Below are 24,532 nucleotides of genomic sequence, written 5' to 3'. Positions count from 1 at the left end.
CCGTGGGCATCCCTGAGCAACGGTCGCCGACGGAAGGCAGGCATGACGAGCCCAGCAGCAATTCGAGGCGGTTCATCGACGGACGCCGCGCCGGGCAGCGCGTCGGTCGACCCGCAGCGACGCAATTTCATCTTCGTGGCGATCCTGCTCGGCATGCTGATGGCCGCGCTGGACCAGACGATCGTGGCGACCGCATTGCCAACCATCGTCGCCAATCTTGGTGGCGCGGGCCATCAATCGTGGGTTGTCACCAGCTACCTGCTCGCCTCGACCATCATCACCGCCCTCGTCGGCAAGTTCGGTGACCTGTTCGGCCGCAAGCGGGTGTTCCAGGCGGCCGTCGTGTTCTTCGTCGCCGGATCGGTGCTGTGTGGGCTCTCGAGTTCGATGGGCATGCTGGTCGCGTCGCGCGCGCTGCAAGGCATCGGCGGCGGCGGGCTCATGGTGACCGCCATGGCGCTGATCGGCGAGGTGATCCCGCTGCGGGACCGCGGCCGCTACCAGGGTGCGATGGGCGCAGTATTCGGCGTCACCACCGTGATCGGTCCCTTGCTCGGGGGCTACTTCACCGACCACTTCACCTGGCGCTGGGCGTTCTGGATCAACGTGCCGATCTCGGTCGTGGTCTTCTTCGTGGCGGCCGCCGCCATCCCGGCGCTGTCCAACCGCACCAAACCGGTCATCGACTACACCGGCATCCTGTTCGTCGGCCTGGGCGCCTCGGGGCTGACACTGGCCACCAGCTGGGGCGGGACCACCTACCCGTGGGGATCGCCCATGATCATCGGGCTGTTTGTCGGCTCGGCGATCGCGTTGTGCGCCTTCGCCTGGGTGGAAAGCCGCGCCGCCGCGCCGATCCTGCCGACCCGGCTGTTCGGCAGTCCGGTGTTCACGGTGTGCTGCGTCTTGTCCTTCGTAGTCGGTTTCGCGATGCTGGGCGCCCTGACGTTCCTGCCGACGTACATGCAGTTCGTCGACGGCGTCTCGGCCACCACGTCGGGCCTGCGCACGTTGCCGATGGTGATCGGGATGCTGACCACCTCGATGGGCAGTGGTGTCATCGTCGGCCGCACGGGCAGATACAAAGTCTTTCCGGTCGCCGGCACCGCCGTCATGGCGCTGGCGTTCTTTCTGATGTCGCGGATGGACCCGTCGACGTCGGTCTTGGTTCAATCGCTGTTCCTGGTCATCCTCGGCGCCGGGATCGGGATGTGCATGCAGACCCTTGTCCTGATCGTGCAAAACACGGTGGACTTCGACGACCTCGGCGTCGCGACCTCCGGCGTCACCTTCTTCCGCACGATCGGAAGCTCGTTCGGCGCCGCCATCTTCGGGTCACTGTTCACCAATTTCCTGCACAGCCGGATCGGCCCGGCGCTGGTGGCCAGCCGCGCGCCGGCCGCGGCCGCCGCGTCGCCGGAGGCGTTGCACCGGTTGCCCCGCCAGGCGGCCGCTCCGATCGTCGCCGCCTACGCCGAGTCGCTCACCCACGTATTCCTCTGGGCGGTTCCGGTCGCGCTGGCGGGGTTCGTCCTGGCGTTGTTCCTGCGGGAGGTCCCGCTGCGGGAAATGCACGACAGCACAATCGATCTCGGCGACGCGTTCGGCATGCCAAACACCGAGACACCGGACCAGATGCTGGAGGGCGCGGTCGAACGCATGCTGCGCGGTGTGCCTGGCATGCGATTGCGCAGCATCGCGATGCGACCCGACTGCCGACTCGACGTGGCCGGATTGTGGGGGGTCCTGCGCATCAACCGGTACGGGGAGATGTATGGCACGGCCAGGCTCACCGACATCGCCGACTACCTACGGATACCGTTCGAGGTCTTGGAGCCCACCTTCTCGCGCCTGATCGCGACCGGATACGCCCGGGGCGACGGCGACCAGATGTGGCTGACCCCCGCGGGGGCCCAACAGGTGGAATACGTGCACTCGCTGCTGGTGGGCTGGCTGGTCGACAAGCTCGCCCGGTCACCGGGATTCGACGGACGACCGGATCGTCGCGTCGTCGAAGCGGCGCTGAATCGAGTCGCGGGCCGCGTTCTCGCGCAACGGGACTGGAACGACGACCGTCCCACCACGAAGATCCCGGTGCCCGCACCCTGAGACGGGCGCTCCGGGCGTACCATCACGCCATGAGCCGAATCGGAACATTTGCCGACGACGACCTGGCCGGCTGGTTTGTGAAGTCACCTGACATCGGCGGCGCGCTTGGCGGTTTCAGCAACGCGGTTTACACCAAGAACCGGTTGCCGCTGCGCACGCGCGAACTGGCCCGCGCCGTGATCGCACACCGCAACGAGTGCGTCGTCTGCGTCAACACCCGCGACGAGGACGGGCCCGCCGCCGGAGTCGACGAAGAGCTGTACGACCACGCCCAGGAGTGGCGCACCTGGCCCGGCTACAGCGAGCAGGAGCGGCTGGCCGCCGAGTTCGCGGACCGATTCGCCAGCGATCACACCGCCCTGCGCGACGACGAGGACTTCTGGAGCCGTTGCTCCGAGCACTTCTCCGACGAGCTGCTGGCCGACTTGGCCCTGTCGTGCGCGCTATGGGTCGGCATGGGTCGAGTGTTGCGGACCCTCGACATCGGCCAAGCCTGCAAGCTGACCATTCCCAGCCGCGCATAGCCCTTCTCGCCGCGGGCATTTCCGCGCGACACATGAACGTCAGCGACGACACGCCGGAAAACGTCTCAGCGGTTTATGTTTCGCGGGCACAAAAGGCGGCACCACGGTGTTGCGCCATGGATGAAGATTCGCTTCGGCGTCGGGTTGGGCGCGGACACCGCTCCGGATCGGTTGGCCACCATCGTGGATCGGCTGGAGGCCACTGGAGTGGATTCGCTGTGGTTCTCTGAGCTGGTCTACTCCCCGGCGGTCGATCCGGTGGTCGGCATGGCCTACGCCCTCGCCAGGACGACGCGGTTGAAGGTCGGCACCTCGGTGGCCGTGCTTCCCGGGCGGCATCCGGTACTGGTCGCCAAACAACTGGCTTCGTTGGCGGCGGTCGCGCCGAAGCGGGTCCTTCCCGTCTTCGGGCTGCGGTCCGCGATTCCGGCCGAACGCGAGGTGTTCGTGGTCCCCGACGGAGAGCGGGCCGCGGTGTTCGATGAGTCGCTGCGGGTGCTGCGCTCGGCGCTGGCCGACGATTCGGCCAGCTACACGGGCCGATATTTCACGGTCAACGGGGCTTCCGTGATGCCGCGGCCCAACCCGCCGCTGGACATCTGGTTGGCCGGTTCGGCGCCCGGGGCCTTTCGGCGGATCGGCGCGCTCGGCGACGGCTGGCTGGGCAGTTTCCTGACCCCCGAGGAGGCGCGGGCCGGCCGTGAGGCGATCGAACGAGCCGCGGCGCAAGCGGGCCGGCAGATAGACCCCGACCATTTCGGGATCTCATTGGCCGTGACAGAAGGCGACTTGCCCCCGGAGCTGGCGGCTGCAGCCCGCAAGCGTCGCCCCGACGTTGACCCCGCCGAGCTGATCGCCACCGGATGGGATCACCTGCACCGCCAACTCGACGCCTACATCGATGCGGGCCTGACGAAATTCGTCATCCGGCCGGCGGGCGGCGCTCCCATCGAGGGCTTCCTCGATCGGTTCGTCGCCGAGCTGATCGCCCGCCAGAACTGAATTCGTCAGCCAGGGCGGCTCGAGCCTGCACAATGACTGCCATGACCGGCACACCGCTTGCGGCCGCGGGGATCGCCCAGCTGGAGGCCGAGGGCGTCGACACCGTCATCGGCACCGTCGTGAATTCCGCCGGGCTCACCCTTGCCAAGACCGTTCCGATCCGGCGGACCAACGCGTTCGCGGATCCCGGTCTCGGCGCGAGCCCCTCGTGGCACGCCTTCGCGATCGACCAGAGCGGCATCGCCTTCACCCCCGACGTCGGCGTCATCGGGGACCAGCGCCTGCGCATCGACGTGTCGGCCCTGCGCATCGCCGGCGACGGGCTCGCGTGGGCGCCCGCCGCGTTTTTCTCCCAAGACGGCACACCCGTTCCAGCCTGCGCCCGCGGCACGCTCGGCCGGGTCGAAGCCGCGCTCACCGAAGCCGGGATCGAGGCGATGATCGGACACGAGGTGGAATTCCTCTTGGTCGCCCCGGACGGCGGCCGCCTCCCGTCGACGTTGTGGGCGCAGTATGGCCTCGCCGGCATCCTCGAGCACGAAGCGTTCGTCCGGGACGTCACCCGGTCGGCGGCGGCGGCGGGCATCGCGATCGAGCAGTTTCATCCCGAGTACGGCGCCAACCAGTTCGAACTCTCCCTGGCGCCACAATCCCCGGTGGCCGCCGCCGACCACCTGGTGCTGTTGCGGCTCGTCATCGGGCGGGTGGCCCGCCGCCACGGGGTTCGCATCAGCCTGTCGCCTGCGCCCTTCGCGGGCGGCGTGGGATCCGGTGCCCACCAACATTTCTCGCTGACTACAACGGATGGCCCGCTGTTCTCCGACGGCGCCAGCGCCCACGGCATGACGGCGGCGGGGGAGAGCGCGGTGGCAGGGCTGGTCGGCGGACTGCCGGCTGCGCAGGGCGTGTTGTGCGGGTCGATCGTGTCCGGCTTGCGGATGCGCCCGGGCAACTGGGCCGGCGCGTACGCGTGCTGGGGAACCGAGAACCGCGAGGCGGCGGTGCGGTTCATCACGGGCGGGCCCGGGAATCCGCGTGGCGGGAACGTCGAAGTCAAGATCGTCGATCCCTCCGCCAACCCGTACCTGGCCTCCGCGGCGATCCTTGGGCTGGCGCTCGATGGAATCAAGCGTCAGGCGAGCTTGCCGCCGGAGATCACGATCGACCCGGCGACCCTGTCCGATTCCGACCGCGAGCGCGACGATGTCGTCAGCCTCGCCAGAGGACAGCCCGAAGTGATTGCGGCGCTGGATAATTCGGAGCTGCTGCGCGGCATTCTCGGCGATCCGGCGGTCGACATGGTGGTCGCCGTGCGCCGCCTGGAACACGAGCGATACGGCGACCTCGACACCGAGCAACTAGCGGACAAATTCCGGATGGCCTGGAGCCTGTGACGGGGCACGCGACGACGTCCGACGCCCTGGAGCTGCACATCGGTGAAGTGCGGCTGATCGATCAACACGTCCACGGTTGCTGGCTGACGGCGGGGGATCGGCAACGGTTCGAGAACGGGCTCAACGAGGCCAACACCGAACCCATCGTGGGGCCGGGGTTCGACTCGCAACTCGGCTTCGCCGTGCGCGCGCACTGCGGTCCCATCCTCGGGCTGGCCAGACACGTTGACCCGCAATCTTATTGGGAGCGCCGCAGCCAGTTCAGCGAGCCCGAGCTGGCCCGCATGTTCCTGCCGGCCGCGGGAGTGAGCGACTGGCTGGTGGACACCGGGATCGACGCCGGCACCGCCGGTCCGGCCGGCATGGCCGAACTGTCCGGCGGCCGCGCTTACGAGGTGATTCGCCTCGAGCAGATCGCCGAGCAGGCCGCGCAGGCGCCGGGCGACTACGCGGCGGCCTTCGAGGACATTTTGCGGCGGCGCGCGGCGACGGCGGTCGGCACCAAGTCGATCCTGGCCTACCGGGGCGGGTTCGGCGGCGATCTGAGCGAGCCGTCGCCGTCGCAGGTCGCCGACGCGGCCGCCCGATGGCGCGACCGCGGCGGCACCCGATTACAGGATCGGGTGCTGCTGCGTTTCGGGTTGCATCAGGCGCTGAGGCTGGGCAAACCCCTACAATTCCATGTCGGCCTCGGCGACCGCGACTGCGATCTGCACAAGACCAACCCGATGCTGTTGCTCGACTTCCTGCGGCAGTCCGGGGACACCCCAATCGTCTTGTTGCACTGCTACCCCTACGAGCGCGAGGCGGGATACCTGGCACAGGCCTTCAACAACGTCTACCTCGACGGTGGGTTGAGTGTGAATCAGCTGGGCGCGCGGTCCGGTGCGTTCATCGCCCGGCTGCTGGAGCTGGCCCCCTTCCGCAAGATCCTCTACTCCTCGGACGGGTTCGGCCCCGCGGAACTCCACTTCCTCGGCGCGGCTTTGTGGCGCAGCGGCATTCATCGCGCATTGCGGGAATTCGTGGTCAATGACGACTGGAGCGAGAGCGACGCCATCCGGGTGGTCGACCTGATCGCTCACGACAACGCCGCAGTTCTCTACCGCGTTTGACCCCCGGTGAAGCCGGGGTATACGGCCCGTTATGTCGACCGCGAAGGGCGTCTTGGAGTGGGCCCGCGACAAGGTCGTGTCGTGGGTGCCCAAGGCGGATCTCGACCAGCGCGACCCCGACTACATTCGCGACCAGCTCCCGGGCACCTGGCTGCTCGCGTCGCTCTATTTCCGCGCGGACGTGCGGGGCATGGATCGCATTCCCGCCGAGGGGCCGGTACTGCTGGTCGGCAATCACAGCGGTGGCAACGTGCCACCCGACACCTTCGTCTTCACGCTGGCGTTCTGCTCCTATTTCGGCGTCGAGCGGCCCTTCTACCAGTTGGCCCACAACCTCGTGGTGTCCGCACCGCCGCTGGGCTGGCTGCGCAAATTCGGCACCGTTGCCGCCAACCCCGAAAACGCCCGTCTCGCATTGGATTCCGGGGCCGCGCTGCTGGTCTACCCCGGGGGCGACTACGAGGTGTTTCGGCCCTCGTGGGAGCGCCACAAAGTCGACTTCGGCGGGCGCATGGGTTACGTCAAGCTGGCCCGCGAGGCCGGAGTGCCGATCGTGCCCGTCGCCAGCGTCGGTGGGCAGGAAAGCGCATTGTTCCTCAACCGCGGGCAGTGGTTGGCCAAGCTGCTGATGGCCGACAAGTTGCTCCGGCTCAAAAGCATCCCGATATCGCTGGCGCTGCCCTGGGGTCTCAACGTCAGCGACCTGGCGGGGCATCTCCCGTTGCCCACCAAGATCGTGATCGAGGTCCAACACCCGATCGAGGTCGATGGTGACGACCAGGCGGTGCACGACAAGGTGATGGCCAGCCTGCAGGGCGGCGTCGACCGGCTGGCCGCCGAGCGGCGATTCCCGGTGATCGGCTGATGCGCGTCGAACGCTGTTGCGTCATCAACGCCGACCGTTCCGCGGTCTGGAAGATCGTCAGCGACCCGGACTGCTACCCGTCGTTCATGACCAACCTGGAGCGCTGGGAGTCCTCCAACGACAAACCGACCGGCGTAGGCGCGCGCTACACCGTCCACTGGAAGATCGGCTCCGTCCCGGTCGGGGGGCTCATCGAAGTCGTCGAGTTCGACGACGACCGCGACCTGGCCTTCGTGGGCCTCACCGGCATCACCCTGCGCGGGCGGATTCGACTGCGTGACGCGCGCGACGGCCGCACGAAGGTGACGTTCAGACTGTCGTATCAGGCACCGGGCGGGCTGCTCGGATACATCGCGGACCGAATCGCCGTGCGCCAGGTGGGACGCACGCTCGCCGGAACCCTGAAACGCCTCCGGACGTTGGCCGAGTCGTAGCCAATTTTTCCAATTTCCGGTGTGATCAACCGCAGCGCGGCTTACGCTCCGATCGACGAATCGGGCAACGTCACCAAACTTCGAACACGAAAGGGGTTTGGCAGCATGTTGCTCCGAGCGACTCCCGTCGCCGCGGTCATCGCCGGCGGTGCCTGCCACGGCCACGGCGGCGCCCAACAGTACTTATAGCGGTTGGCGACGTCGGCGCTGCGCAAGGCGCTGTGATGGTCGACATACGAGGGGTGACCATCCAAGCGACGTAAGCGCCGATGTCGCCGAATCCGTTGCAGCCCAGAATGTTTCCCGACGCCTGAGTCCGCTCGGGTCGCCCACTGTGGTTCGGGCAGCAGACTTGTTCCCGAACCGTGAGCGCGTAGGAACGCTCATGCGGCACGACAGCTGCGCTCGCCAAGAATAGGTGTCGATGGCACCGCGGACCCAAACGTCACGCGCGGCCGGGTTAGTGTCTCGGGCACCGCAGCCTGATCAGAGGTCTCCGCGTTTTGCTCGCTACTGAGTGCCGCCGTTTGGGCCTCGCCGCGGGCTAGAGCCACTATCGCGACAATCACCACAATCGCCGCCGACGCCAGCACGATCATCCCCACGCCATCGGCGTTGAGGGTCTCGCCGAGCAGCACGATGCCCAGAACCGATGCCACCGCTGGTTTGGCCACGGTCACCGACGGCATTGAGGCGGTCAGCGCACCAGCGCGAAACGATGACTGCTGAAAGATCATCCCTGCCAACGCCGCCAGTATCCAGACGTAGAACTCCGGCGCGCACAGCAGCGCCCCGAAACCATGTCCGGCCGCCGCGACGACGGCTTTGCTTAGCACCGCGAACAGGGCCAGCGACGAACCGGCCACCACCGCCAGCAGTACAGCCGCACGCGGGCCGGGCCAAATGCGCGCACCCAGGACACAGAACACCAGTAGCGGACCCAACACCAGGGCCACCACAGTCCAGGTTGTCAGCGACCCCTGCGACTGCCCGGCCTTCGGGTCGCCAATTGTGACGACCACCGCCAAAGCGACGGCGAGCACCGTCGCCCACATCCACTGCCGGCGGGTCACCCGCTGATGGGTCAGCCGCGCATTGAGCGGCAGGGCGAATAGCAGCGCCGTCACCTGCAGCGACGTCACCAACATCACCGACCCGACCCCCAGCGCGGCGGCTTGCAGGCTGTAGTTGGCAACGGCCCCCCCGCCGCCAAGCCACCACCGGGAGTCGTGCAACGACATGCGGAACAACTCCCAGTGGCCGACTGGTTCGTCGGTGACTTCATGCGCGGACCGTTGACGGCTCACCGCGCCGATCGCGGATGCCAGCGCGGCGCACAGGGCGAGCACAACCGCGAGTTCCGATAACATGGGATCTCCTCAAGATGCCGAGCTCACTTCGGGCTAGACCCCGAAGTAGACGCCGTACCTGCTGGTGGCGAGCGCTTTCAACAGCGACAGGACCAGCCCGGTTCCAGCCAAGGTGCCCAGAGCCACAGCCACGATGAAGGCGACGCGGAAGCTCGTGGAGAGCGCCGACCGGAGAGGGTTCTGCTGGTCGACGGCGGTCGACGGGTGGATGTTACGGGCGGTCATGGCATTCTCCTCGTTGACTTCGTTTCGGTCATGTGATTGTCGTTGCCGAATTCATGACGAACTCATGAAGGAAATGGTGCTAGACAAAGCACTGCTTCCGGAATGACCGGGAAGCCAGATTGGGTTGCCACTAGGGATAGGGTTTCCTATCCATTTGGTAAGCATCGCGTGATCGAGTACAACCAGCGTCGGTTGAGGCGCCCGCCCTGAAGTCGTCAGACGACCGCACCCGAATCTCCGATTTTCGGCGCCGCAGTTAACGTCTCGAGTACCGTCATCGCGCGGCGTCGGAGGGCCTCATTGGCCAGACGGACCGGCGATCACCCAGCAAGCGGATCGCAGGAGATCTCGCCCTCCTCCGCCATGACCGACATACTCGAACGCGGTTGCCCAATCTGCTACGGCGACAACGTGGTTGGATGCGCAGAAGCGTTTCTCAGTCTGGCTACCTAGCCCTGAACATTCCGCTTGGTCAGTTCGGGGGGAGCGCCTGTGCGCTCACACCAGCAGAGAAATGAGGTAACCCCGAGTCTGCTAGACCAAGCTTGTCGCGTCGAAGACCCAGCTCGTGTCGGCCGTCGCCAGGTTCTCGAAGTGGTTCGGGGGAGCGAAGCTGACCAGGCTGTTCATGTCCCAATAGTCCTTCCAAACGGTGACCTTGCCGCCCTCGACCTTGTGGACCGTCACGAACCTCAGCACGCCGCGCTCACCCGTGGTGAACGTCCATGTCTCGGAGTGCTCGTACATCACGTCAGCACCGTTGGACACCAGCACGCCATCGTGGTTCTCATAGCCCGCCAGCGGCTCGAGACCCATCTTGAGCCGCTTGACGATGTCTTCCGGTCCGCGCGCCGAAAGCGCCGGAACCGGCATATCGACGTAGAGGCAGTCATCGGACAAAAACGTCTTGACCGCCTCCCAGTCCCGGCGCGAGAGCGCCTGCCAAAGCCCGAGGACGACATCCTCGACCGAGATCATAGAAACGTCTGTCATAGCGCAAATAAACTCGGTTGCCGAACGGGTGTCAACAGCCGGCACCCTCCCGGCACGCCGCACTAGCCGTCGACGCGAGCCATCGACCGTGCCGGCCCCAGCGCGACCGGCAGCGACGACCAGCCCCGCAGCACCCGCGTGTCGCGCCTGCTGCCCACGCCCGCCGCACGCACCTCGGGGAAGCGGTCGAAGAACGTACGCAGCCCGACTTCGCCCTCGGCGCGCGCCAGCGCGGCGCCCAGGCAGAAGTGCCGGCCCCCGGAGAACGCGAGATGCCTTCCCGCGTTGGGCCGTTCGATGTCGAAGCGGTGCGGCTCGTGGAAAACGGACGGGTCGCGGTTGGCGGCTGCCAGATAGACGAGCACCAAGTCGCCACGCTGCAGCCGCTTCCCGGCAAGCTCAACGTCGCCCTGCGCCATCCGCGCGGTCAGCTGTACCGGCGACTCCAACCGCAGTATCTCCTCAACGGCGTTAGGCCACAGCTCCGGTCGTTCGCGCAGGGTATCCAGGCGGTCGGGAGCGTCCAGGAGCATGCGGATTCCGTTGCCGAGCAAGTTGACCGTGGTCTCGAACCCGGCCGCCAATACCAGCCCGGCGATCGCTTGCAGCTCGTTCTCGTCCAGATATGTTTCGGCCGAGCCGCTTTCGGCTACCTGGATCAGCTGGCTCATCAGGTTGTCGCTCGGGGCGCGCCGCAACTGACCGAGATGCTCGCCCAGCCAGGAGCTGAAGCCGGCGAGCCCTCGCTGCACGCTGCGGTATTGCCGCCAGGTCAGTCCGATGTCCAGGCTCGGTGCGGCGAGCTCACCGAACTCCAGGACGCGCGGCCGGTCACGCTCCGGCACGCCGAGGATGTCGCTGATGATCGCGACGGGGAGTTGCGAGCAATACCGGCCCACAATGTCAACGACCTGCGAGGCCCCGGACTGGGCGGCCAGCTGATCCAACAGGTCGGCGGCGGTCTGCTCCACGCGAGCGCGCAACGCGGCGACCGCGCGGGGAGTGAAGACCGCGGACACCGTCTTGCGGTAGCGGGTGTGATCCGGCGGCTCGACGGCGAGCAGCGACGGCGCGCGAAGCGGATGCAGCAGATCGTCGCGGCTGCGGCGCTCCAGCCAGCGCAGCGGACCGGGCAGATTCGCCCCGAACACCAGCACGCGGAAGTCGTCGGAGCGCAGAAGCTCGTGGGCGAGCGCATGCTCGGCCGTCAGATAACTCACGCGACCCTCGACCAGCGGCCCCGCCGCTCGGAGTTCGTCGTAGAACGGCACCGGATCGGCCGCCACCCCGGGGTCGGCGATCAGCCTGGCGTGCAGGTCACCGCGCCGGACCCCGAGCGTCGCGACGCCCCGGATGAACCCGTGCATCGCCAACCAGTGCAATCGCGCCTTCACCGGCCCCTCCATCGATTGATGTCACCGAGCCTATGCCCGGACCCCGGACACCGTCAGCACTCCGCGATGATCTTGAACTCCGTCGTCACCACTTTGTCGGGGTTGCTGCTGTTGATGCCGTAGGCGCTACCGGTGATCGTGTAGGCGTCGTTAGTGACGTCGGCGCGCGCGTCGCCCACGCCCCCGTTCCAGAAGCTCCCGGTGAATCCGTCGACGTTGCGGATCTTCACCCACTGGGGCATCACCCGGTAACCACTGGTCAGCACCACTGCCTCGACGCCGCCGTCGCGGTCCTTGATGTCGATGGTGCGGTACTGCTGGTTTTGGCTGCACGCCGGAGGGCGGGTGGTGTGAGTGGCGCCGTCGATGGTCAGGCGGGCCGCTTTGCGGGGCGTGGTCTGGGCCTGTCCGCACCCCGCGACGCCGACACCGGCGATCAACACGAAAACCACTGCGATCAACCGGTTTCGCATTGGTTCAACTCCTTCACTGCCGCTTCGGCATCAGCGCGGGTAGGGATTTGACGATGCTGCGTCGCACGAGTTCCGGACTCAGGCCCTTGAAGAAGTCGATCAAGCGAATGCTCTTCGGCACGTACCAATGCAACCGCTTCGGGTTGTGGTAAGCCTGCCACGCGGCTTCCGCCACACTGCTCGCCGGCATCAGCCGGAACAACCCCTTCTTGGGCGCGGTGGCCCGAAGCTCGTCGGCCGTCCTCGGCGCGCCGCCGTCGTTGGAGTGATTCGTCGTCGTGGTCAGGATGGCCGTGTCGATCAGGCCGGGCAGCACGTCGGCGACGCGGACCCCGTGCCGGTGCCACTCGACGCTGAGCGCCTCGGTCAACCCTTTGACCGCGTGCTTGGTCGACGAATAGACGGCGAGCCGCGGCATGCCGTAGGTGCCCGACGACGACGAGGTCGAAAACATCAGGCTGCCAGGCGTTTTCTTCAGATACGGTAACGACGCGTAGGCGCCGGTAAGCACCGCTTTGTAGTTGATGTCGACGACGCGCATGGCGGCCTCGTAGGGCACGTCCTCGAACCAGCCGCTTTCGCCGATGCCGGCGTTGTTCCACATCATGTCGAGCCCGCCGTCACTGTTGCCTGCGCAGAAGTCGGCGAGGGCACCCTCCAGGGCCGCCCTGTCCGTCACATCGACCTGGCGGGTCCACAACCGGTCGCCACCGAGTTCTTCCCGCAGCGTCGCCAGGCCGTCGCCGTTGCGGTCCACGGCGCCGACCCGCCACCCCTTGGCGTGGAACAGCGTTGCCCCCTCCCGGCCCATGCCGCTGCCCGCGCCGGTGATGAAGATCGATTTCACGGCGCGTCAGCCGGCCTCGACCACATCTTTGATGCGGTTCAGGGTTTTGGTCATGTCGCGCACGTTGCGTCGCTTACGCAGGAAACCCCCGAAGAGCCAGTAGAGGCCGAGCCACGGGGCCGGGTTGAGCCGGAAAGACTCGGTCACATCCGTGCCGCCACCGCTGGGCGCCAACCGGTAGTGCCAGTTGTTGACCGCCCGATCGCCGAGCAGCACCGCGAACCCGAATTCGCGGCCGGGCTCGCACGCGGTCACCTCGCACGTCGTCCAATACACCGGCCCAATCTCGTTGCGCCGAACGTGACCACGGAATTTCGCGCCGAGGGCGGGGCCATTCGCGTCGCCCAGCCACTCGGCCTCGAACACTTCGGGGGAGAACCGGCCGATGTTGCGAACGTTTGCGATGAGATCCCAGATCTTGTCCGCAGACGCCGCCATATGAACAGTCGCCGAACCTTCCATGGCCTGATCCAAACACAGCTTGCCGTTCGGTCATAGACCGCGAGGACATTGATCGTCAGTGCGGCGCCGCCGCCTGGATCAGCCCGTTGATGATCTCCTTGATGCCCTGCGCGGGGTGCGAGTACCAACCGATCGGCAGGCCCGAATTGGCGCCGCACTTCGGCCACGCCTCCACCCCTTGGTCGGCGAAAACCCGGTTGGCGACGGCGATTTGCTGCTCTCGGGACGCGGCCGCCGGGTTGCCGACGCCGCCGTACCGCTCCCAGGTACCCGGCTTGAATTGGAGTCCACCGTATTCGCCGTTTCCGGTGTTGGCGTGCCAGTTGCCACCGGACTCGCACTGGGCGATCGCGTCCCAGTTGGGCGTGGGTGCGGAGGTGGCTATACCAGTGGACGAAGCTATCGACGCTGCAACGAACCCGCCGACCGCCAGGGACTTGACGAGAGGCTTGCAGAGAATTTTCATGTCATGGATTTCGGACGCTGTGGCCAAAGCGTTACCCATTCGAAAAAGCCGCGAGATATGCCTTCTATCTGCGCAAACGGCAATATCGCGGAGCAAAAAGAAAGTGTTAGAAACCGTTGAGGAAAAACTAAATTATTGCTGGCAATATGCCTGAGTGGCTAACGCCAGCGCCCGTTGATAGAGGGCGTCGAGGCCGCGGGCGCGGATGGCGCCGCTCGCGGCGACCCCGAGTTGCGCGGGGCAGGCCGCCGAATGCAGCAAGTCCCAGTTGGCCACGATCTGGTTCAGCATCGTTTGGTTGAGGTCGTCGATCGCCGACCGCGACGCCGACAGATCGGCCGACTCGGCCGGGGCGGCTTCGGGATCGAGCTTCCAATCCGCGAACCGGCTGTATTCGATGCCCTCCGTGGCGCGGATCTGGTCGCCGAATACCCGGGTGACGTAGTCGGGGTCGATCCGCCTGGCCGAGGCCTGGGCGGCCATTTTCGCCAGTTCTTGCCGGACGCGTCCTTGGTCTTCGACGGCCCCGTGACTGACCCACTTGAAGGCGGCCACCGGCTCGGCGATTTGTAACCGCTGCGCGGCGGCGTCGACCAACTCGGTGAGAGGGCTCGCATCGTCGGCTCTCGCGGGCGATGCGACCAGGATCGTCAGTCCGACGGCCATGCCGGCGCAGCGGGTAACCAGGGTTATGCGCCGGCTCTGCATGACCATGATTCTGCGGCAGCGCCGGATACGAGCGCATTTGGGAGTTAGCCTGAGGTGTTGATGTCGTCGACCATGGACAATCGCGGCCCGCGCCGCGTTGGCGGGAAGCGCGGGAAATCGTTGCGCTCGAGGCAGATTCGTGCGCTGATCGCCGTCGCGCTGGCGATTCCCCTCTTGCTCGGTGCGGCGCTCATCATGGTGGACCGGCTGCACTCGAAGCCCGCCGACGCCCTCGAACATCCCGCCAGTCCGGTGAGCGACGATCAATCGAAGGCCCAGGTCGTCCAATCGGCCCAGCACATCGTCACCGCGACGGGTCTGCAAGCGTCCTCGGCGGGCTACTCGCTGATGTCCTGCAAAAACCGCGACGACCCGCCGTATCAGGGCTCGATCTACCTGACGTTCTCGCTGCCCGCCACCGCACCGGCCGACACCTATTTCGGCCGGTTTGCCGCGACGCTGGCCGGCGATGGCTGGGCCGAGGGCCTACCACCCAACAATCACGCGTTCGCGAAGACACTCACCAAGGACGGCGTCACAGTGATCGTTTACCGCCACGACGACGAACCGCACCTCGGCGTCCTACGCGTCTACGGCCAGTGCCGCAACATGAACGATCACCACAGGGACGCGACGGCTTGGACGGATGTCACCGACCAATTCGCCGCGACGCGTTGATCGGCGGAGACCCAAAGGGCCATGACGCACTACTGCGCCCGACGGCGTCGTCGTCGGGCGCAGCAGCGACCTCGGGGCAGGTGAGGCTATCCGCCGCCGCCTGCGGTGGCACCCAGGGTGCCCTGCAGGTCCGGCTTCATGGCGTTGAGCTGGGCTCCCCAGTACTCCCAGCTGTGTGTTCCGTTGGCATTGAAGTTGAACACGGCGTTGTGGCCACCGGCCGCGTTGTACTGGTCCTGGAACTTCAAGTTGCTGCTGCGCACGAAGTTCTCCAGGAACTCGGCGGGCATGTTCGCCCCGCCCAACTCCGACGGTGTGCCGTTACCGCAGTAGATCCAGAGCCGAGTGTTGTTGCCCACCAGCTTGGGGATCTGCAGTGAGGGGTCGTTGCGCTGCCACGCGGGGTCGCTGGACGGGCCCCACATGTCGCTCGCCTTGTAGCCACCGGCGTCGCCCATCGCGAGGCCGATCAGGGATGGCCCCATGCCCTGTGAGGGGTCCATCAGCGCGGACAGCGAGCCCGCATAGATGAACTGGTTCGGGTGGTAGGCGGCCAGGATCAGGGCCGAGGAACCGGCCATGGAGATGCCGACCGCGGCGCTGCCCGTGGACTTGACGCTCTTGTTGGAGGCCAGGTACTGCGGCAGCTCACTGGTCAGGAAGGTTTCCCACTTGTAGGTCGAGCAGCCGGCCTTGCCGCAGGCCGGGCTGTACCAGTCGCTGTAGAAGCTGGACTGGCCACCGACGGGCATGACGATCGACAGGCCCGACTGGTAGTACCACTCGAACGCCGGCGTGTTGATGTCCCAGCCGTTGTAGTCGTCCTGGGCGCGCAAGCCGTCGAGCAAGTACACCGCGGGGGAGCCGTTACCGCCGCTTTGGAACTGGACCTTGATGTTGCGGCCCATCCCCGCCGACGGCACCTGCAGGTATTCAACCGGCAGGCCCGGGCGCGAGAACGCTCCCGCGGTCGGTGCGCCGCCGGCAAGACCGATCAGCCCCGGGAGGGTAACGGCGGCTGCCGCACCGACTAAAAGCCGGCGCCCCCAGGCCCGGACCATCTCGCTCACATCTGTCATACCTGCCCCTTGTCGTGTGTGACCGTCGTCTCAGGCAGGAATTTACCGTGCGAATAGCCCGAATGTCGATCGGGACGCGGGGGTGTCTCAGTTTGGTATCGGAATTCCCCCGCCAATTGCGCTCGCGGGGATAAGAGCGCCGCAACGTTCGCACCGGTTGACCCGCACCCGGATTTGACCACCGGGCCACGCATAACGCCTGGCAGCGGGGTCTAGGGCTGGCCGCGCCGTAATGCGCAAAGCCGCCATTTTCGATCTCGCCACGACGTCTAGCGGCGCCGCGCCGCCGAACCAGCGCCGAAAAAGTCGATTCGGTATCCGTAAGACGTTTATCGCGGCGGGCGGAAGGCATGGTTTCCCCGCGCCGACGGCCCTTCTCCCACCAGCACGACCTGTGGGCGCATCGACTGGTTCCCGAGTGGCGGATTCTGCGGCGAGGCGGAACCGGGGCAACCCGACCCGCGTCGACCGCGTAGGCTCTCACGGAGCAAGCCGATGGAGACCACGTTATCTCGGTCCGTTCCGGCCCTCACGACCCACCTGACCAGGGTTTTTCTGGTGCGCGTGGGTGTGGCTGAGGGCATCGGGCGTCCGGGACCGATTGGGGCATGAGTTTGGATACGGTACTTGGGCTGTCAGTGACGCCGACCACCGTTGGGTGGGTGCTCGCTGAAGGACACGGCGCAGACGGCACCATCCTGGATCATCAGGAGCTGGCGCTGGACGCCGGTCACGGCGCACGCGCCGTGAGTACCGCGGACCAAGTAGCGGACGAGATCGCGCGGGTGGAAGCGCAGGCGGCCGCCAGCGACCATCGGCTGCGGGTCATCGGGGTGACGTGGAACGACGACGCGGCGGCCCACGCCGCGTTGCTGCTGGAAGCGCTGACCGACAGTGGCTTCGACAACGTCGTGCCGGTAAGGCAACTCGATGCCGTCGAGACACTGGCGCAGGCCATCGCGCCGGTCATCGGCTACGAGCAGACCGCGGTCTGTCTCCTCGAACGCGACTCGACGACCGTCGTCATGGTCGATACCCGCGACGGGGAAACGCAGACGGCGACCAAGCAGGTGCGCGGCGGTTTCGACGGCCTGACTCGCTGGCTGACCGGCATGTTCGACCGCAATGGCTGGCAGCCGGCCGGGGTGGTGGTCATCGGCGCGCACAGCGACATCGACGGCCTCTCCTGGCAGCTCGAAAAGACCCTGCCGGTGCCGGTGTTCGTGCAAGCGATGGCTCAGGTGACCATTGCGCGGGGCGCTGCGCTGACCGCCGCCCGAAGCACCGAGTTCACCGACGACCAGTTGGTGGTCCACCCCGGTGAACCCGCCGCCGCACCGCCGGCGCCGCGAAAGCTGTCGTACGCCGGGGCCGTGACCACTCTGGCCGCCGGCGTTATCACCTTTGTCTCCTCGATATCGCTCGCGGTGGGCATCCAGCTGGCGCCGACCAGCAAGCCCGTCCCGCGGCACACGGAGCCCGCACCGACTCCGCAGCTCGCCGAGGCCGTGGCACCGCCCCCGGTCGTGGCGCCGCTGACCCCGCAGGCGAAAGTCTCCGTCGGCGAACCGATCACGGAGGCCGCCACGCCCGACGAGCAGCAGCCGGAACCCAATAGCAGGCAGCCCTACCTGACGCGAATGCTCGAACACATTCCGGGCGACACCGGCGACGCGACGGGTGCCTCGGCCCCCCAGGCGCCCACCCAGCCGCAGCCCTGACGTCGGCGCCGGGACAGCCGCTCAGGCGTTCTTCGCGTGAATCGCGGTGAAGGACACCGAAACCTCATCGGCGACCTGGACCGAACCCATCAGCAATGAGTACGGCTTGATGCCGTAGTCGGTCTGGCGGACCGATGATTCGGTGGACATCCGCCACGCGTCCCCGAGATCCTCTGCGCGCAGGTCGATTACGTGGTCCCGGGACTTTCCCCGAACTTCGAGCTGACCGGTGAGCCGGTACCCGTCTTCGGTCTTGCCGATGGTCTGTGCGAAAAAGCGGATCTCGGGAAACCGGCTGGCGTCCAACGACTTCAAGGCGTTGGAACGCACCAAAACCTTCTCGGGACCTGACAACCCCTTTACGCCGCCCTCGCCGCGCAACACCTCGAGGGAATCCGTTTCGACCACAAGCTCCACGGTGGCGGGTTCCGAGCCGGCCCAGCCGACGATGGCATGCCAGCGGGTCATGGCGATGGTGAGACGGTGACCCATTCGCGCCGCCCGCCCGCGAACGCCGGTGGCAAGAAGTAGCTCGCCGTCGGCTGCGTCCAAGCTCCAATCGTCGGTCATAGGCCGACTGTAATCACATCGTCAGCACTGTGCGGTAGTGCGCACGCCCTTGCTCCAACGCCGCGTATCCGTCGGCGGCCTGTGACAGCGGTAGTTCCTCGATCCACGCCCGCACGCCGGACAGCACGGCGAAATGCATCGTCTCTTCAACGTCTTTCGCCGTGCCGGAAGGATGACCGACGATGCTGACCCCGGGTGTGATCAGTTGGATGGGGCTGATCGGCAACGGTTCGGGCGTGACGCCGATGGTGACGAGCTCGCCTTGGGGCGATATCCCGCCGACGGTTGCGGCCATCGCCGACGAGTTGCCCGCGGTCGCCAGCACGACTGCCGCGCCGCCCAGTGCCTTCAGCGCTTCTGCGGGATCGGCGGCGGTGGAGTCAATGTAGTGGTGGGCGCCCAACTTCCGGGCGTCCCCCTCTTTGCCGCTGCCACGAGCGATGGCGATGGTCTCGAAACCCATCGCCCGGGCGAACTGCACCCCGAGGTGGCCGAGCCCGCCGACACCGAGGATGGCGACCCGGTCGCCGGGCACTGCCTTCGTATGCCGCAACGCATGGTACGTGGTAACGCCGGCGCAACCCATCGGCGCGGCTTCTGCGTCGGAAAGCCCTTCCGGTATGCGGGCGAGCGCGCTCCCCGGAACAGTCACCGATTCCGCATAGCCGCCCGGATATTGGTAACTCGGGACCTTCCCGTTCTCGCAATGGATGAAGTGGCCTTTTCGGCATTCATCGCAGTGGTAGCAGCACCCGCCGAACCACCCGACCGCGACTCGATCGCCGACGGCGAAACCCTCGACACCCGCACCGAGTTCGGCGATCGTTCCGGCGATTTCGTGCCCGGGAGTCAACGGCCACGTCATGCCGGGGAAGCCGCCGGCGACAAAGTGTGCGTCCGTGCCGCAGATTCCACACGCGGTGACGTTTATCCGCGCCTCATCACGTCCTGGTGGCTTGGTTTCGACATCGACCAGTTCTAATGGTGCCCCGGCCGACTTGACGTGAACTGCTCGATGGGTTGCCATGCGGTTGATGCTACTGCGCAGCAGGGGATTTCGCGCCGTTGGTGTGGTAGTCGACCTGCCAGTGCTTGATCCCGTTGAGCCAGCCCGACCGTAGCCGTTCGGGCTTTCCGATCGATTCCAGGTCCGGGATGCCGTCGGCGATCGCATTGAACATCAGGTCGATCGTCATCCGCGCCAGGTTCGCCCCGATGCAGTAATGCGCGCCGGTGCCGCCAAACCCGACGTGCGGGTTGGGGTCGCGCAGGATGTTGAACGTGAACGGGTCGTCAAAGACTTCCTCGTCGAAATTGGCCGAGCGGTAGACCATCACCACCCGCTGACCCTTCTTGATTTGCACACCTGACAATTCGTAATCCTCCAGCGCGGTGCGCTGGAAGGACGTCACCGGGGTTGCCCAGCGGACGATCTCGTCGGCCGCGGTGGCGGGACGCTCCCTCTTGAACAGCTCCCACTGATCGGGAAAGTCGGTGAAGGCCATCATGCCCTGCGTGATGGAGTTGCGGGTTGTTTCGTTGCCGGCAACGGCCAGCAGGATGACGAAGAAGCCGAACTCGTCGTCGGAGAGCTTGTGGCCGTCGATGTCCGCCTGGACCAACTTGGTGACGAGGTCTTCGCCCGGATTCTTCGTCCGGTCGGCGGCCATCTGCATGCCGTACATGATGAGCTCGACGGAAGCGGTGATGGCGTCGTTGCTGGCGAACTCCGGATCCTGGTCGCCGACCATCTCATTGGACCAGTGGAAAAGCTTCTTGCGGTCTTCCTGGGGCACACCCATCAACCCGGCGATGGCCTGCAACGGCAACTCGCAGGAGACCTGCTCGACGAAGTCACCGCGCCCCTCGGCGGCCGCTTCCGCGACGATGTTCCGGGCCCGCTCGGCGAGGTCACCGCGCAGGCGCTCGATGGATCGGGGGGTGAATGCCCGCGAGATGATCTTGCGCAGCCGGGTGTGTTGCGGCGCATCCATGTTCAGCAGCACGAACTTGCCGCGTTCGACCTGCTCGCCCACCGTGCCGTCCTTGTAGCGTGGCAGCGCGGTCTTCTGCAGGCTGGAGAAGACATCGCTGCGCAGCGATACCTCTTTGACGTCCTTGTGCTTGGACACCACCCAGAAGCCGCCGTCGTCGAATCCGCCCGCCCCCAGCGGCTGCTCGTTCCACCAGATCGGCGCGGTCCGCCGCAGTTCGGCCAGCTCCTCCACCGGCAGTCGCTCGGCGTGGATGTCCGGATCGGTGAAGTCGAATCCGGGGGGGAGATTGGGGACCGGCTTGGCGGTTGGCTCGACGGTTGGCATGGCCCGCTCCTCGATGACGAAGTGGTCTAGTCGTCTTTGTGCAAATAAACCATTGCCGCACCACGGTTGGGAAGCGTTGACGCAAGATCGCCGGGTGCAAATTGGAACGTGTTCCTCGTTTCTCATCCAGACCACCAATACGGTCTTGTGGGCTACGGCCCGATGGATATGCTTTGGTGCAGGTCACCAGCGACGACAGGCGGGGTGGAACATGATTCGGGAAGTGCTCAGCGCCGCTTCTATAGCGGGCATTGCGATTGGCGTGGCGCCGTGCGCGGCAGCCGGATACGACGGCGACGTGCCGGGGATGAACTATCAGGCGTCGTTGGGCGCGCCGTGCGACAACTATGAGCACTTCATCTTCGGCCGGGGCCCCAGCGGTCAGGCCGAGGCGTGCCACTTCCCTCCGCCGAACCAGTTCCCGGCGGCCACCACCGGCTACTGGGTCATCTCCTATCCGCTGTACGGGGTGCAGCAGGCGGGCGCGAAGTGCCCTGGGCCGCAAGCCGCGGCGCAGTCGGACCGCGGGCTGCCCATGTTGTGCCTGGGCGAGCGGGGTTGGCAAGAGGGATGGTTCACCGGAGCGGGATTCTTCCCTCCGGCCGAGTGAGCGGCTGAGCCATGGACGACGGCGGGCCGGGCGAGACCCTCGTCCCGCGTTGGCTGCGTTTCGTCCTCGCGTCGGATCGCGCGGGCTCGGCGTGGTATATCGGGACGGGTTTCTTTTTCGCGCCGATCCTCGCGGTGCTCTCGCCGTGGCCCGTCGTCACCGCCGCCCTGTGGGCGATCATCGGGCTGGCCGGACTCTGGCTTGGCCTGCTGGGCATCGCGATGGCCGTGGGGCTGGCCCGAATATTGCGGTCCGGGGCCGAAATCCCCGAATCCTACTGGCGCACCTTGGTCAACTACTGAGCACTACGCCCGGTCTAGAGTCATAGCCAACTGTCCTGCCACGAGAGGAGACTCGAGATGGGCTTCAGCCCGAAAGATGCGGTCGACGCGGCCAGGGACATCGCGACCAACGCGGTCGAGAAGGCCTCCGACATCGTCGAACACGGTAGTGACATCATCCGGGGCGACATTTCCGGCGGTGTCAGCGGCATCGTCCAGAACTCGATCGAGATCGGCACGTACGCGGTGGACCGGACGAGGGAGATGTTCAGCGGCCGCGATGAGCTCGACGACGAGGTCTAGCTCCGCCGTCAGACGGAGGCGGCCTCGTTCAGCTCGTCCAGCCTGTTCGTCGCTTCCAGGTACTCCTGCACCCAGCGCTCGATGACCGTCGCCGTCTTCTCCACCTTGGTGAACTGGCCGACAACCTGACCCACCGGGTTGAACGCGACGTCCACGCTCTCGTTCGGGTACCGGTTCGTTGCCCGCACCGCCATGCCGGAAACCATGTACTGCAGCGGCATTCCCAGCGGCTTCGGGTTGTCCGGCGCCTCCCACGCCTCGGTCCAGTCGTTGCGCAACATGCGGGCCGGCTTGCCGGTGAACGACCGGCTGCGCACGGTGTCCCGGCTGCCCGCCTTGACGTACGCCTGTTGCTGAACCGGCGTGTTCGAGGATTCCTCGACCATCAGCCACTGCGAGCCCGTCCACGCCCCCTGGGCGCCCAGCGCCAGGGCCGCCGCGATCTGCTGGCCGCTGCCGATGCCACCGGCCGCCAACACCGGCACCGGGGCGACCTCCTTTACCACCTGCGGCCACAACACGATGGAGCCCACCTCGCCGCAATGCCCACCGGCCTCGCCGCCCTGGGCGATGATGATGTCGACGCCCGCGTCCGCGTGCTTGCGAGCCTGCGACGGCGACCCGCACAGCGCGGCCACCTTGAGTCCCGCCTCGTGGATGTGCTTGATCATGTCGGCCGGGGGAGTGCCCAGGGCGTTGGCGATCATCTTCACCTTCGGGTGCTTGAGCGCCACCTCGACCTGGGGCGTGGCGGTCGCCTCGGTCCACCCGAGCAACTGCAGGCTGTCGCCGTCGCTGTCCTCGATCGGCACGCCGTGGTCGGCCAGGATCTTCTTGCCGAAGTCGAGGTGTTCCTGGGGCACCATCTTGCGCAGCGTGTCGGCCAGTTCCTCGGCCGACAGGTGCGAGTCCATACCCTCGTACTTGTTCGGGATGACGATGTCGACGCCGTACGGGTGGTCGCCGATGTTCTCGTCGATCCAGTTGAGCTCGATCTCGAGCTGCTCGGGGGTGAAGCCGACCGCGCCGAGCACGCCGAAACCGCCGGCCTTGCTGACTGCGACCACGACATCACGACAGTGGGTGAACGCGAAGATCGGAAACTCGATACCGAGTTCGTCGCAAATAGGGGTGTGCATGCCTACTCCTGGGACGCGGCCGAATTGAAACGTGTTCTAGTTTAGTACGGACGGCCCTGACGTGGCCACCGGGTCCTGACCTGCGTTTTGTCACTACGACCCGTCGGCCGGTCAAAGTGCCACGCTGCGCGCGACCCACAGCACCAGGAACGCGAACATGCAGCCGGCGCAGACAAGGTGATCCCGGCAGACGGACCGCGCCAGCCGGGTCTGCTCGGGCGGACCGTCTGTTCGGCGCCCCAGCCGCACCGCATCGGGAACCGTTTGCGTCAACGCCAGCATGGTCGGACTCCCCGCGAGGACTGCCGACAGCACCAGAAGCCACCAGGGGTCATGCCCGCGTGCGGACTGGTAGGTCAACGCGCCCAGCAGGATCACCATGACGGCGGCGATGAGCCGGCTCATCGGGCGCGAGGTGGTGGTCGCGCGGTGGTAGTAAGCCGCGATGGAGGCAAGTACGGCCTCTGGCAGATCGGTTGGCGCAGAACGGAATCGGAGGACCTGCACATCGAAGATGAGATCCATCCACAAGACGGCGAATAAGAATCCGCCGCAGGCCGTGAGCAACGAGGCCATGACGCTCCTCCATCTCCGGCTTACCGGGAGCATTCGTCGACTTGGACCCATTGTTTCGCAGCAGCGCAAGGGCGGCCTCAGGCAATGGCGCACCGGGCCCCGAAATCACTTACGCCACTTTGGTTTCAGTGGTTTCGGGGCGGCTGGTGTTGTCGGTGGGGCGAAGTATCATTCGAACATGCGTTCGAGTGATCGTGACGAGATTGCGGCGGATTACGCCGCGCTGCACGAGGTCGTCTCGCGCATCAACGCCCACTCGTACGACGCGTTGACCACCCCGGAGCGCTTCACCTACCTCGAATCCCTCGAACGCGAGATGAGGCGGCTGCCGGTGGCCGGCCACGAGCTGCTCAATCAGATCGATTGCCAAGCCACTCCGGCCGAACTCGGCGGCACGTTGCCGCACGTGCTGGCCGACCGCCTGCGCATCACCCGCGGGGAAGCCACGCGCCGGATCACCGACGCCCGCGCGTTGGGCACGCGACACACGCTGACCGGTGAGCCGCTGGCGCCGCAGTATGCGGCCACCGCGGCCGCCCAGCGCGCCGGAAACATCGGCGCCTCCCACATCGCCGTCATCCACCGCTTCTTCGACGAACTGCCATGCTGTGTCGATGCCCCCACCCGCGAGGCCGCCGAGGCCGACCTCGCCCGCTGGGCCGGCGAGCAACGCCCGGAAGGGCTGCGCAAGGTCGCCGAACGGTTGACCTGCTACCTCAATCCCGACGGACAGTTCACCGATGCCGACCGCGCTCGGCGCCGCGGCCTGACCTTGGGAGCCCAAGACAGCGACGGTATGTCCAAGCTGAGCGGCTGGCTCACCCCCGAGGCCCGCGCCACCTGGGAGGCGGTGCTGGCCAAGCTGGCCGCGCC

At 66.5% G+C, this 24,532-nt stretch carries 28 protein-coding genes; 13 read left to right on the top strand and 15 right to left on the bottom strand.

What is annotated here, in order from left to right; genetic code table 11:
• The first annotated feature begins 42 nt into the window (after window positions 1–42).
• The 7 genes from A5773_RS22180 to A5773_RS22150 all read left to right on the top strand — a co-directional run bounded on the left by A5773_RS22180 (window position 43) and on the right by A5773_RS22150 (window position 7,443).
• A complete protein-coding gene (locus A5773_RS22180) occupies window positions 43–2,109 on the top strand; it encodes an MDR family MFS transporter (protein WP_066954285.1) in 2,067 nt (688 codons plus the stop codon).
• Window positions 2,110–2,138: 29 nt separating this feature from the next.
• Window positions 2,139–2,633 (top strand): carboxymuconolactone decarboxylase family protein, encoded by a 495-nt coding sequence (locus tag A5773_RS22175; RefSeq protein WP_066954288.1) that lies wholly within the window; start codon window positions 2,139–2,141, stop codon window positions 2,631–2,633.
• Between the two features lie 120 nt (window positions 2,634–2,753).
• Window positions 2,754–3,635 carry a TIGR03854 family LLM class F420-dependent oxidoreductase gene (locus A5773_RS22170; protein ID WP_067263194.1) on the top strand — a complete coding sequence of 294 codons (882 nt, stop codon included), beginning with the start codon at window positions 2,754–2,756 and terminating at the stop codon, window positions 3,633–3,635.
• Between the two features lie 41 nt (window positions 3,636–3,676).
• Window positions 3,677–5,029 carry a glutamine synthetase family protein gene (locus tag A5773_RS22165; RefSeq protein WP_066954294.1) on the top strand — a complete coding sequence of 451 codons (1,353 nt, stop codon included), beginning with the start codon at window positions 3,677–3,679 and terminating at the stop codon, window positions 5,027–5,029.
• Window positions 5,026–6,144, top strand: a complete 1,119-nt coding sequence (locus tag A5773_RS22160) for an amidohydrolase family protein (protein WP_067792597.1) — start codon at window positions 5,026–5,028, stop codon at window positions 6,142–6,144. The genes A5773_RS22165 and A5773_RS22160 overlap by 4 nt, the downstream gene beginning before the upstream one ends.
• 31 nt (window positions 6,145–6,175) lie before the next feature.
• Complete coding sequence (locus A5773_RS22155) at window positions 6,176–7,009, top strand: lysophospholipid acyltransferase family protein (RefSeq protein ID WP_067263188.1); 834 nt, start codon at window positions 6,176–6,178, stop codon at window positions 7,007–7,009.
• Entirely contained in the window at window positions 7,009–7,443 is a 435-nt protein-coding gene (locus tag A5773_RS22150) for an SRPBCC family protein (RefSeq protein WP_066954303.1), read from the top strand. Before A5773_RS22155 ends, A5773_RS22150 begins: the two co-directional genes overlap by 1 nt.
• Window positions 7,444–7,826: 383 nt before the next feature.
• Here A5773_RS22150 and A5773_RS22145 read toward each other — a convergent pair whose 3' ends face one another.
• The 9 genes from A5773_RS22145 to A5773_RS22105 all read right to left on the bottom strand — a co-directional run bounded on the left by A5773_RS22145 (window position 7,827) and on the right by A5773_RS22105 (window position 14,387).
• Window positions 7,827–8,813 carry a DMT family transporter gene (locus A5773_RS22145; protein WP_067792594.1) on the bottom strand — a complete coding sequence of 329 codons (987 nt, stop codon included), beginning with the start codon at window positions 8,811–8,813 and terminating at the stop codon, window positions 7,827–7,829.
• A 33-nt stretch (window positions 8,814–8,846) separates the two neighbouring features.
• Window positions 8,847–9,038 (bottom strand): hypothetical protein, encoded by a 192-nt coding sequence (locus A5773_RS22140; protein ID WP_066954309.1) that lies wholly within the window; start codon window positions 9,036–9,038, stop codon window positions 8,847–8,849.
• 534 nt (window positions 9,039–9,572) lie between these two features.
• Entirely contained in the window at window positions 9,573–10,016 is a 444-nt protein-coding gene (locus tag A5773_RS22135; RefSeq protein WP_066954312.1) for a limonene-1,2-epoxide hydrolase family protein, read from the bottom strand.
• Window positions 10,017–10,093: 77 nt separating this feature from the next.
• Window positions 10,094–11,425: a cytochrome P450 gene (locus A5773_RS22130; RefSeq protein ID WP_067792592.1), complete on the bottom strand. Its 1,332-nt coding sequence runs from the start codon at window positions 11,423–11,425 to the stop codon at window positions 10,094–10,096.
• Between the two features lie 53 nt (window positions 11,426–11,478).
• Window positions 11,479–11,898 (bottom strand): lipoprotein LpqH, encoded by a 420-nt coding sequence (locus tag A5773_RS22125; protein ID WP_066954315.1) that lies wholly within the window; start codon window positions 11,896–11,898, stop codon window positions 11,479–11,481.
• Window positions 11,899–11,911: 13 nt separating this feature from the next.
• Window positions 11,912–12,745 (bottom strand): SDR family oxidoreductase, encoded by an 834-nt coding sequence (locus A5773_RS22120; RefSeq protein ID WP_067792589.1) that lies wholly within the window; start codon window positions 12,743–12,745, stop codon window positions 11,912–11,914.
• Window positions 12,746–12,751: 6 nt separating this feature from the next.
• On the bottom strand, window positions 12,752–13,225 hold the full coding sequence (locus A5773_RS22115) for an SRPBCC family protein (protein ID WP_197502247.1): 474 nt from the start codon (window positions 13,223–13,225) through the stop codon (window positions 12,752–12,754).
• 37 nt (window positions 13,226–13,262) lie between these two features.
• Window positions 13,263–13,712 (bottom strand): resuscitation-promoting factor RpfC, encoded by a 450-nt coding sequence (gene rpfC / locus A5773_RS22110; protein ID WP_232001941.1) that lies wholly within the window; start codon window positions 13,710–13,712, stop codon window positions 13,263–13,265.
• A 93-nt stretch (window positions 13,713–13,805) separates the two neighbouring features.
• Complete coding sequence (locus tag A5773_RS22105) at window positions 13,806–14,387, bottom strand: chorismate mutase (RefSeq protein ID WP_082948345.1); 582 nt, start codon at window positions 14,385–14,387, stop codon at window positions 13,806–13,808.
• 54 nt (window positions 14,388–14,441) lie between these two features.
• On the opposite strand from A5773_RS22105, the gene A5773_RS22100 reads away from it, so the two are divergent.
• On the top strand, window positions 14,442–15,059 hold the full coding sequence (locus A5773_RS22100) for a hypothetical protein (protein ID WP_197507903.1): 618 nt from the start codon (window positions 14,442–14,444) through the stop codon (window positions 15,057–15,059).
• 86 nt (window positions 15,060–15,145) lie between these two features.
• Here the strand turns inward: A5773_RS22100 and ag85B are convergent, their stop codons facing one another.
• The gene (gene ag85B / locus A5773_RS22095) at window positions 15,146–16,138 is read right to left on the bottom strand and encodes a diacylglycerol acyltransferase/mycolyltransferase Ag85B (RefSeq protein WP_067263173.1); all 993 of its coding nucleotides are present in this window, start codon (window positions 16,136–16,138) and stop codon (window positions 15,146–15,148) included.
• A 614-nt stretch (window positions 16,139–16,752) separates the two neighbouring features.
• On the opposite strand from ag85B, the gene A5773_RS22090 reads away from it, so the two are divergent.
• Entirely contained in the window at window positions 16,753–17,859 is a 1,107-nt protein-coding gene (locus A5773_RS22090) for a hypothetical protein (protein WP_067792600.1), read from the top strand.
• 21 nt (window positions 17,860–17,880) lie between these two features.
• Here A5773_RS22090 and A5773_RS22085 read toward each other — a convergent pair whose 3' ends face one another.
• From A5773_RS22085 to A5773_RS22075, 3 genes are read right to left on the bottom strand one after another with little or no spacing between them, the layout of a single operon-like run.
• Window positions 17,881–18,429: a YceI family protein gene (locus A5773_RS22085; protein WP_067792586.1), complete on the bottom strand. Its 549-nt coding sequence runs from the start codon at window positions 18,427–18,429 to the stop codon at window positions 17,881–17,883.
• A 13-nt stretch (window positions 18,430–18,442) separates the two neighbouring features.
• Window positions 18,443–19,456, bottom strand: a complete 1,014-nt coding sequence (locus A5773_RS22080; RefSeq protein WP_067792583.1) for an alcohol dehydrogenase catalytic domain-containing protein — start codon at window positions 19,454–19,456, stop codon at window positions 18,443–18,445.
• Window positions 19,457–19,466: 10 nt separating this feature from the next.
• The gene (locus tag A5773_RS22075; RefSeq protein ID WP_066954333.1) at window positions 19,467–20,750 is read right to left on the bottom strand and encodes a cytochrome P450; all 1,284 of its coding nucleotides are present in this window, start codon (window positions 20,748–20,750) and stop codon (window positions 19,467–19,469) included.
• A 211-nt stretch (window positions 20,751–20,961) separates the two neighbouring features.
• Between A5773_RS22075 and A5773_RS22070 the strand changes: the two genes are divergently transcribed.
• The 3 genes from A5773_RS22070 to A5773_RS22060 are packed head-to-tail and all read left to right on the top strand — an operon-like array spanning window position 20,962 to window position 21,944.
• Window positions 20,962–21,360, top strand: coding sequence for a hypothetical protein (locus A5773_RS22070; RefSeq protein ID WP_066954336.1), 399 nt, complete (start codon window positions 20,962–20,964; stop codon window positions 21,358–21,360).
• Between the two features lie 11 nt (window positions 21,361–21,371).
• The gene (locus tag A5773_RS22065) at window positions 21,372–21,662 is read left to right on the top strand and encodes a hypothetical protein (protein ID WP_066954339.1); all 291 of its coding nucleotides are present in this window, start codon (window positions 21,372–21,374) and stop codon (window positions 21,660–21,662) included.
• A 57-nt stretch (window positions 21,663–21,719) separates the two neighbouring features.
• Window positions 21,720–21,944 (top strand): hypothetical protein, encoded by a 225-nt coding sequence (locus A5773_RS22060; RefSeq protein ID WP_066954342.1) that lies wholly within the window; start codon window positions 21,720–21,722, stop codon window positions 21,942–21,944.
• 8 nt (window positions 21,945–21,952) lie between these two features.
• Here the strand turns inward: A5773_RS22060 and A5773_RS22055 are convergent, their stop codons facing one another.
• Window positions 21,953–23,083, bottom strand: coding sequence for a nitronate monooxygenase (locus A5773_RS22055; protein ID WP_066954345.1), 1,131 nt, complete (start codon window positions 23,081–23,083; stop codon window positions 21,953–21,955).
• A gap of 111 nt (window positions 23,084–23,194) precedes the next feature.
• Window positions 23,195–23,659 (bottom strand): hypothetical protein, encoded by a 465-nt coding sequence (locus A5773_RS22050; RefSeq protein WP_067263166.1) that lies wholly within the window; start codon window positions 23,657–23,659, stop codon window positions 23,195–23,197.
• A 178-nt stretch (window positions 23,660–23,837) separates the two neighbouring features.
• Here A5773_RS22050 and A5773_RS22045 point away from each other — a divergent pair.
• On the top strand, window positions 23,838–24,532 hold a 695-nt coding region (locus A5773_RS22045), incomplete at its 3' end, for a DUF222 domain-containing protein (RefSeq protein ID WP_156744926.1).

Origin of the sequence: Mycobacterium sp. 852014-52450_SCH5900713 (assembly GCF_001667075.1) — a bacterium.
Taxonomy (GTDB): Bacteria; Actinomycetota; Actinomycetes; order Mycobacteriales; family Mycobacteriaceae; genus Mycobacterium.
Note: the sequence above shows the minus strand (reverse complement) of the source record. Positions and strands in the feature narration are given on the sequence as shown.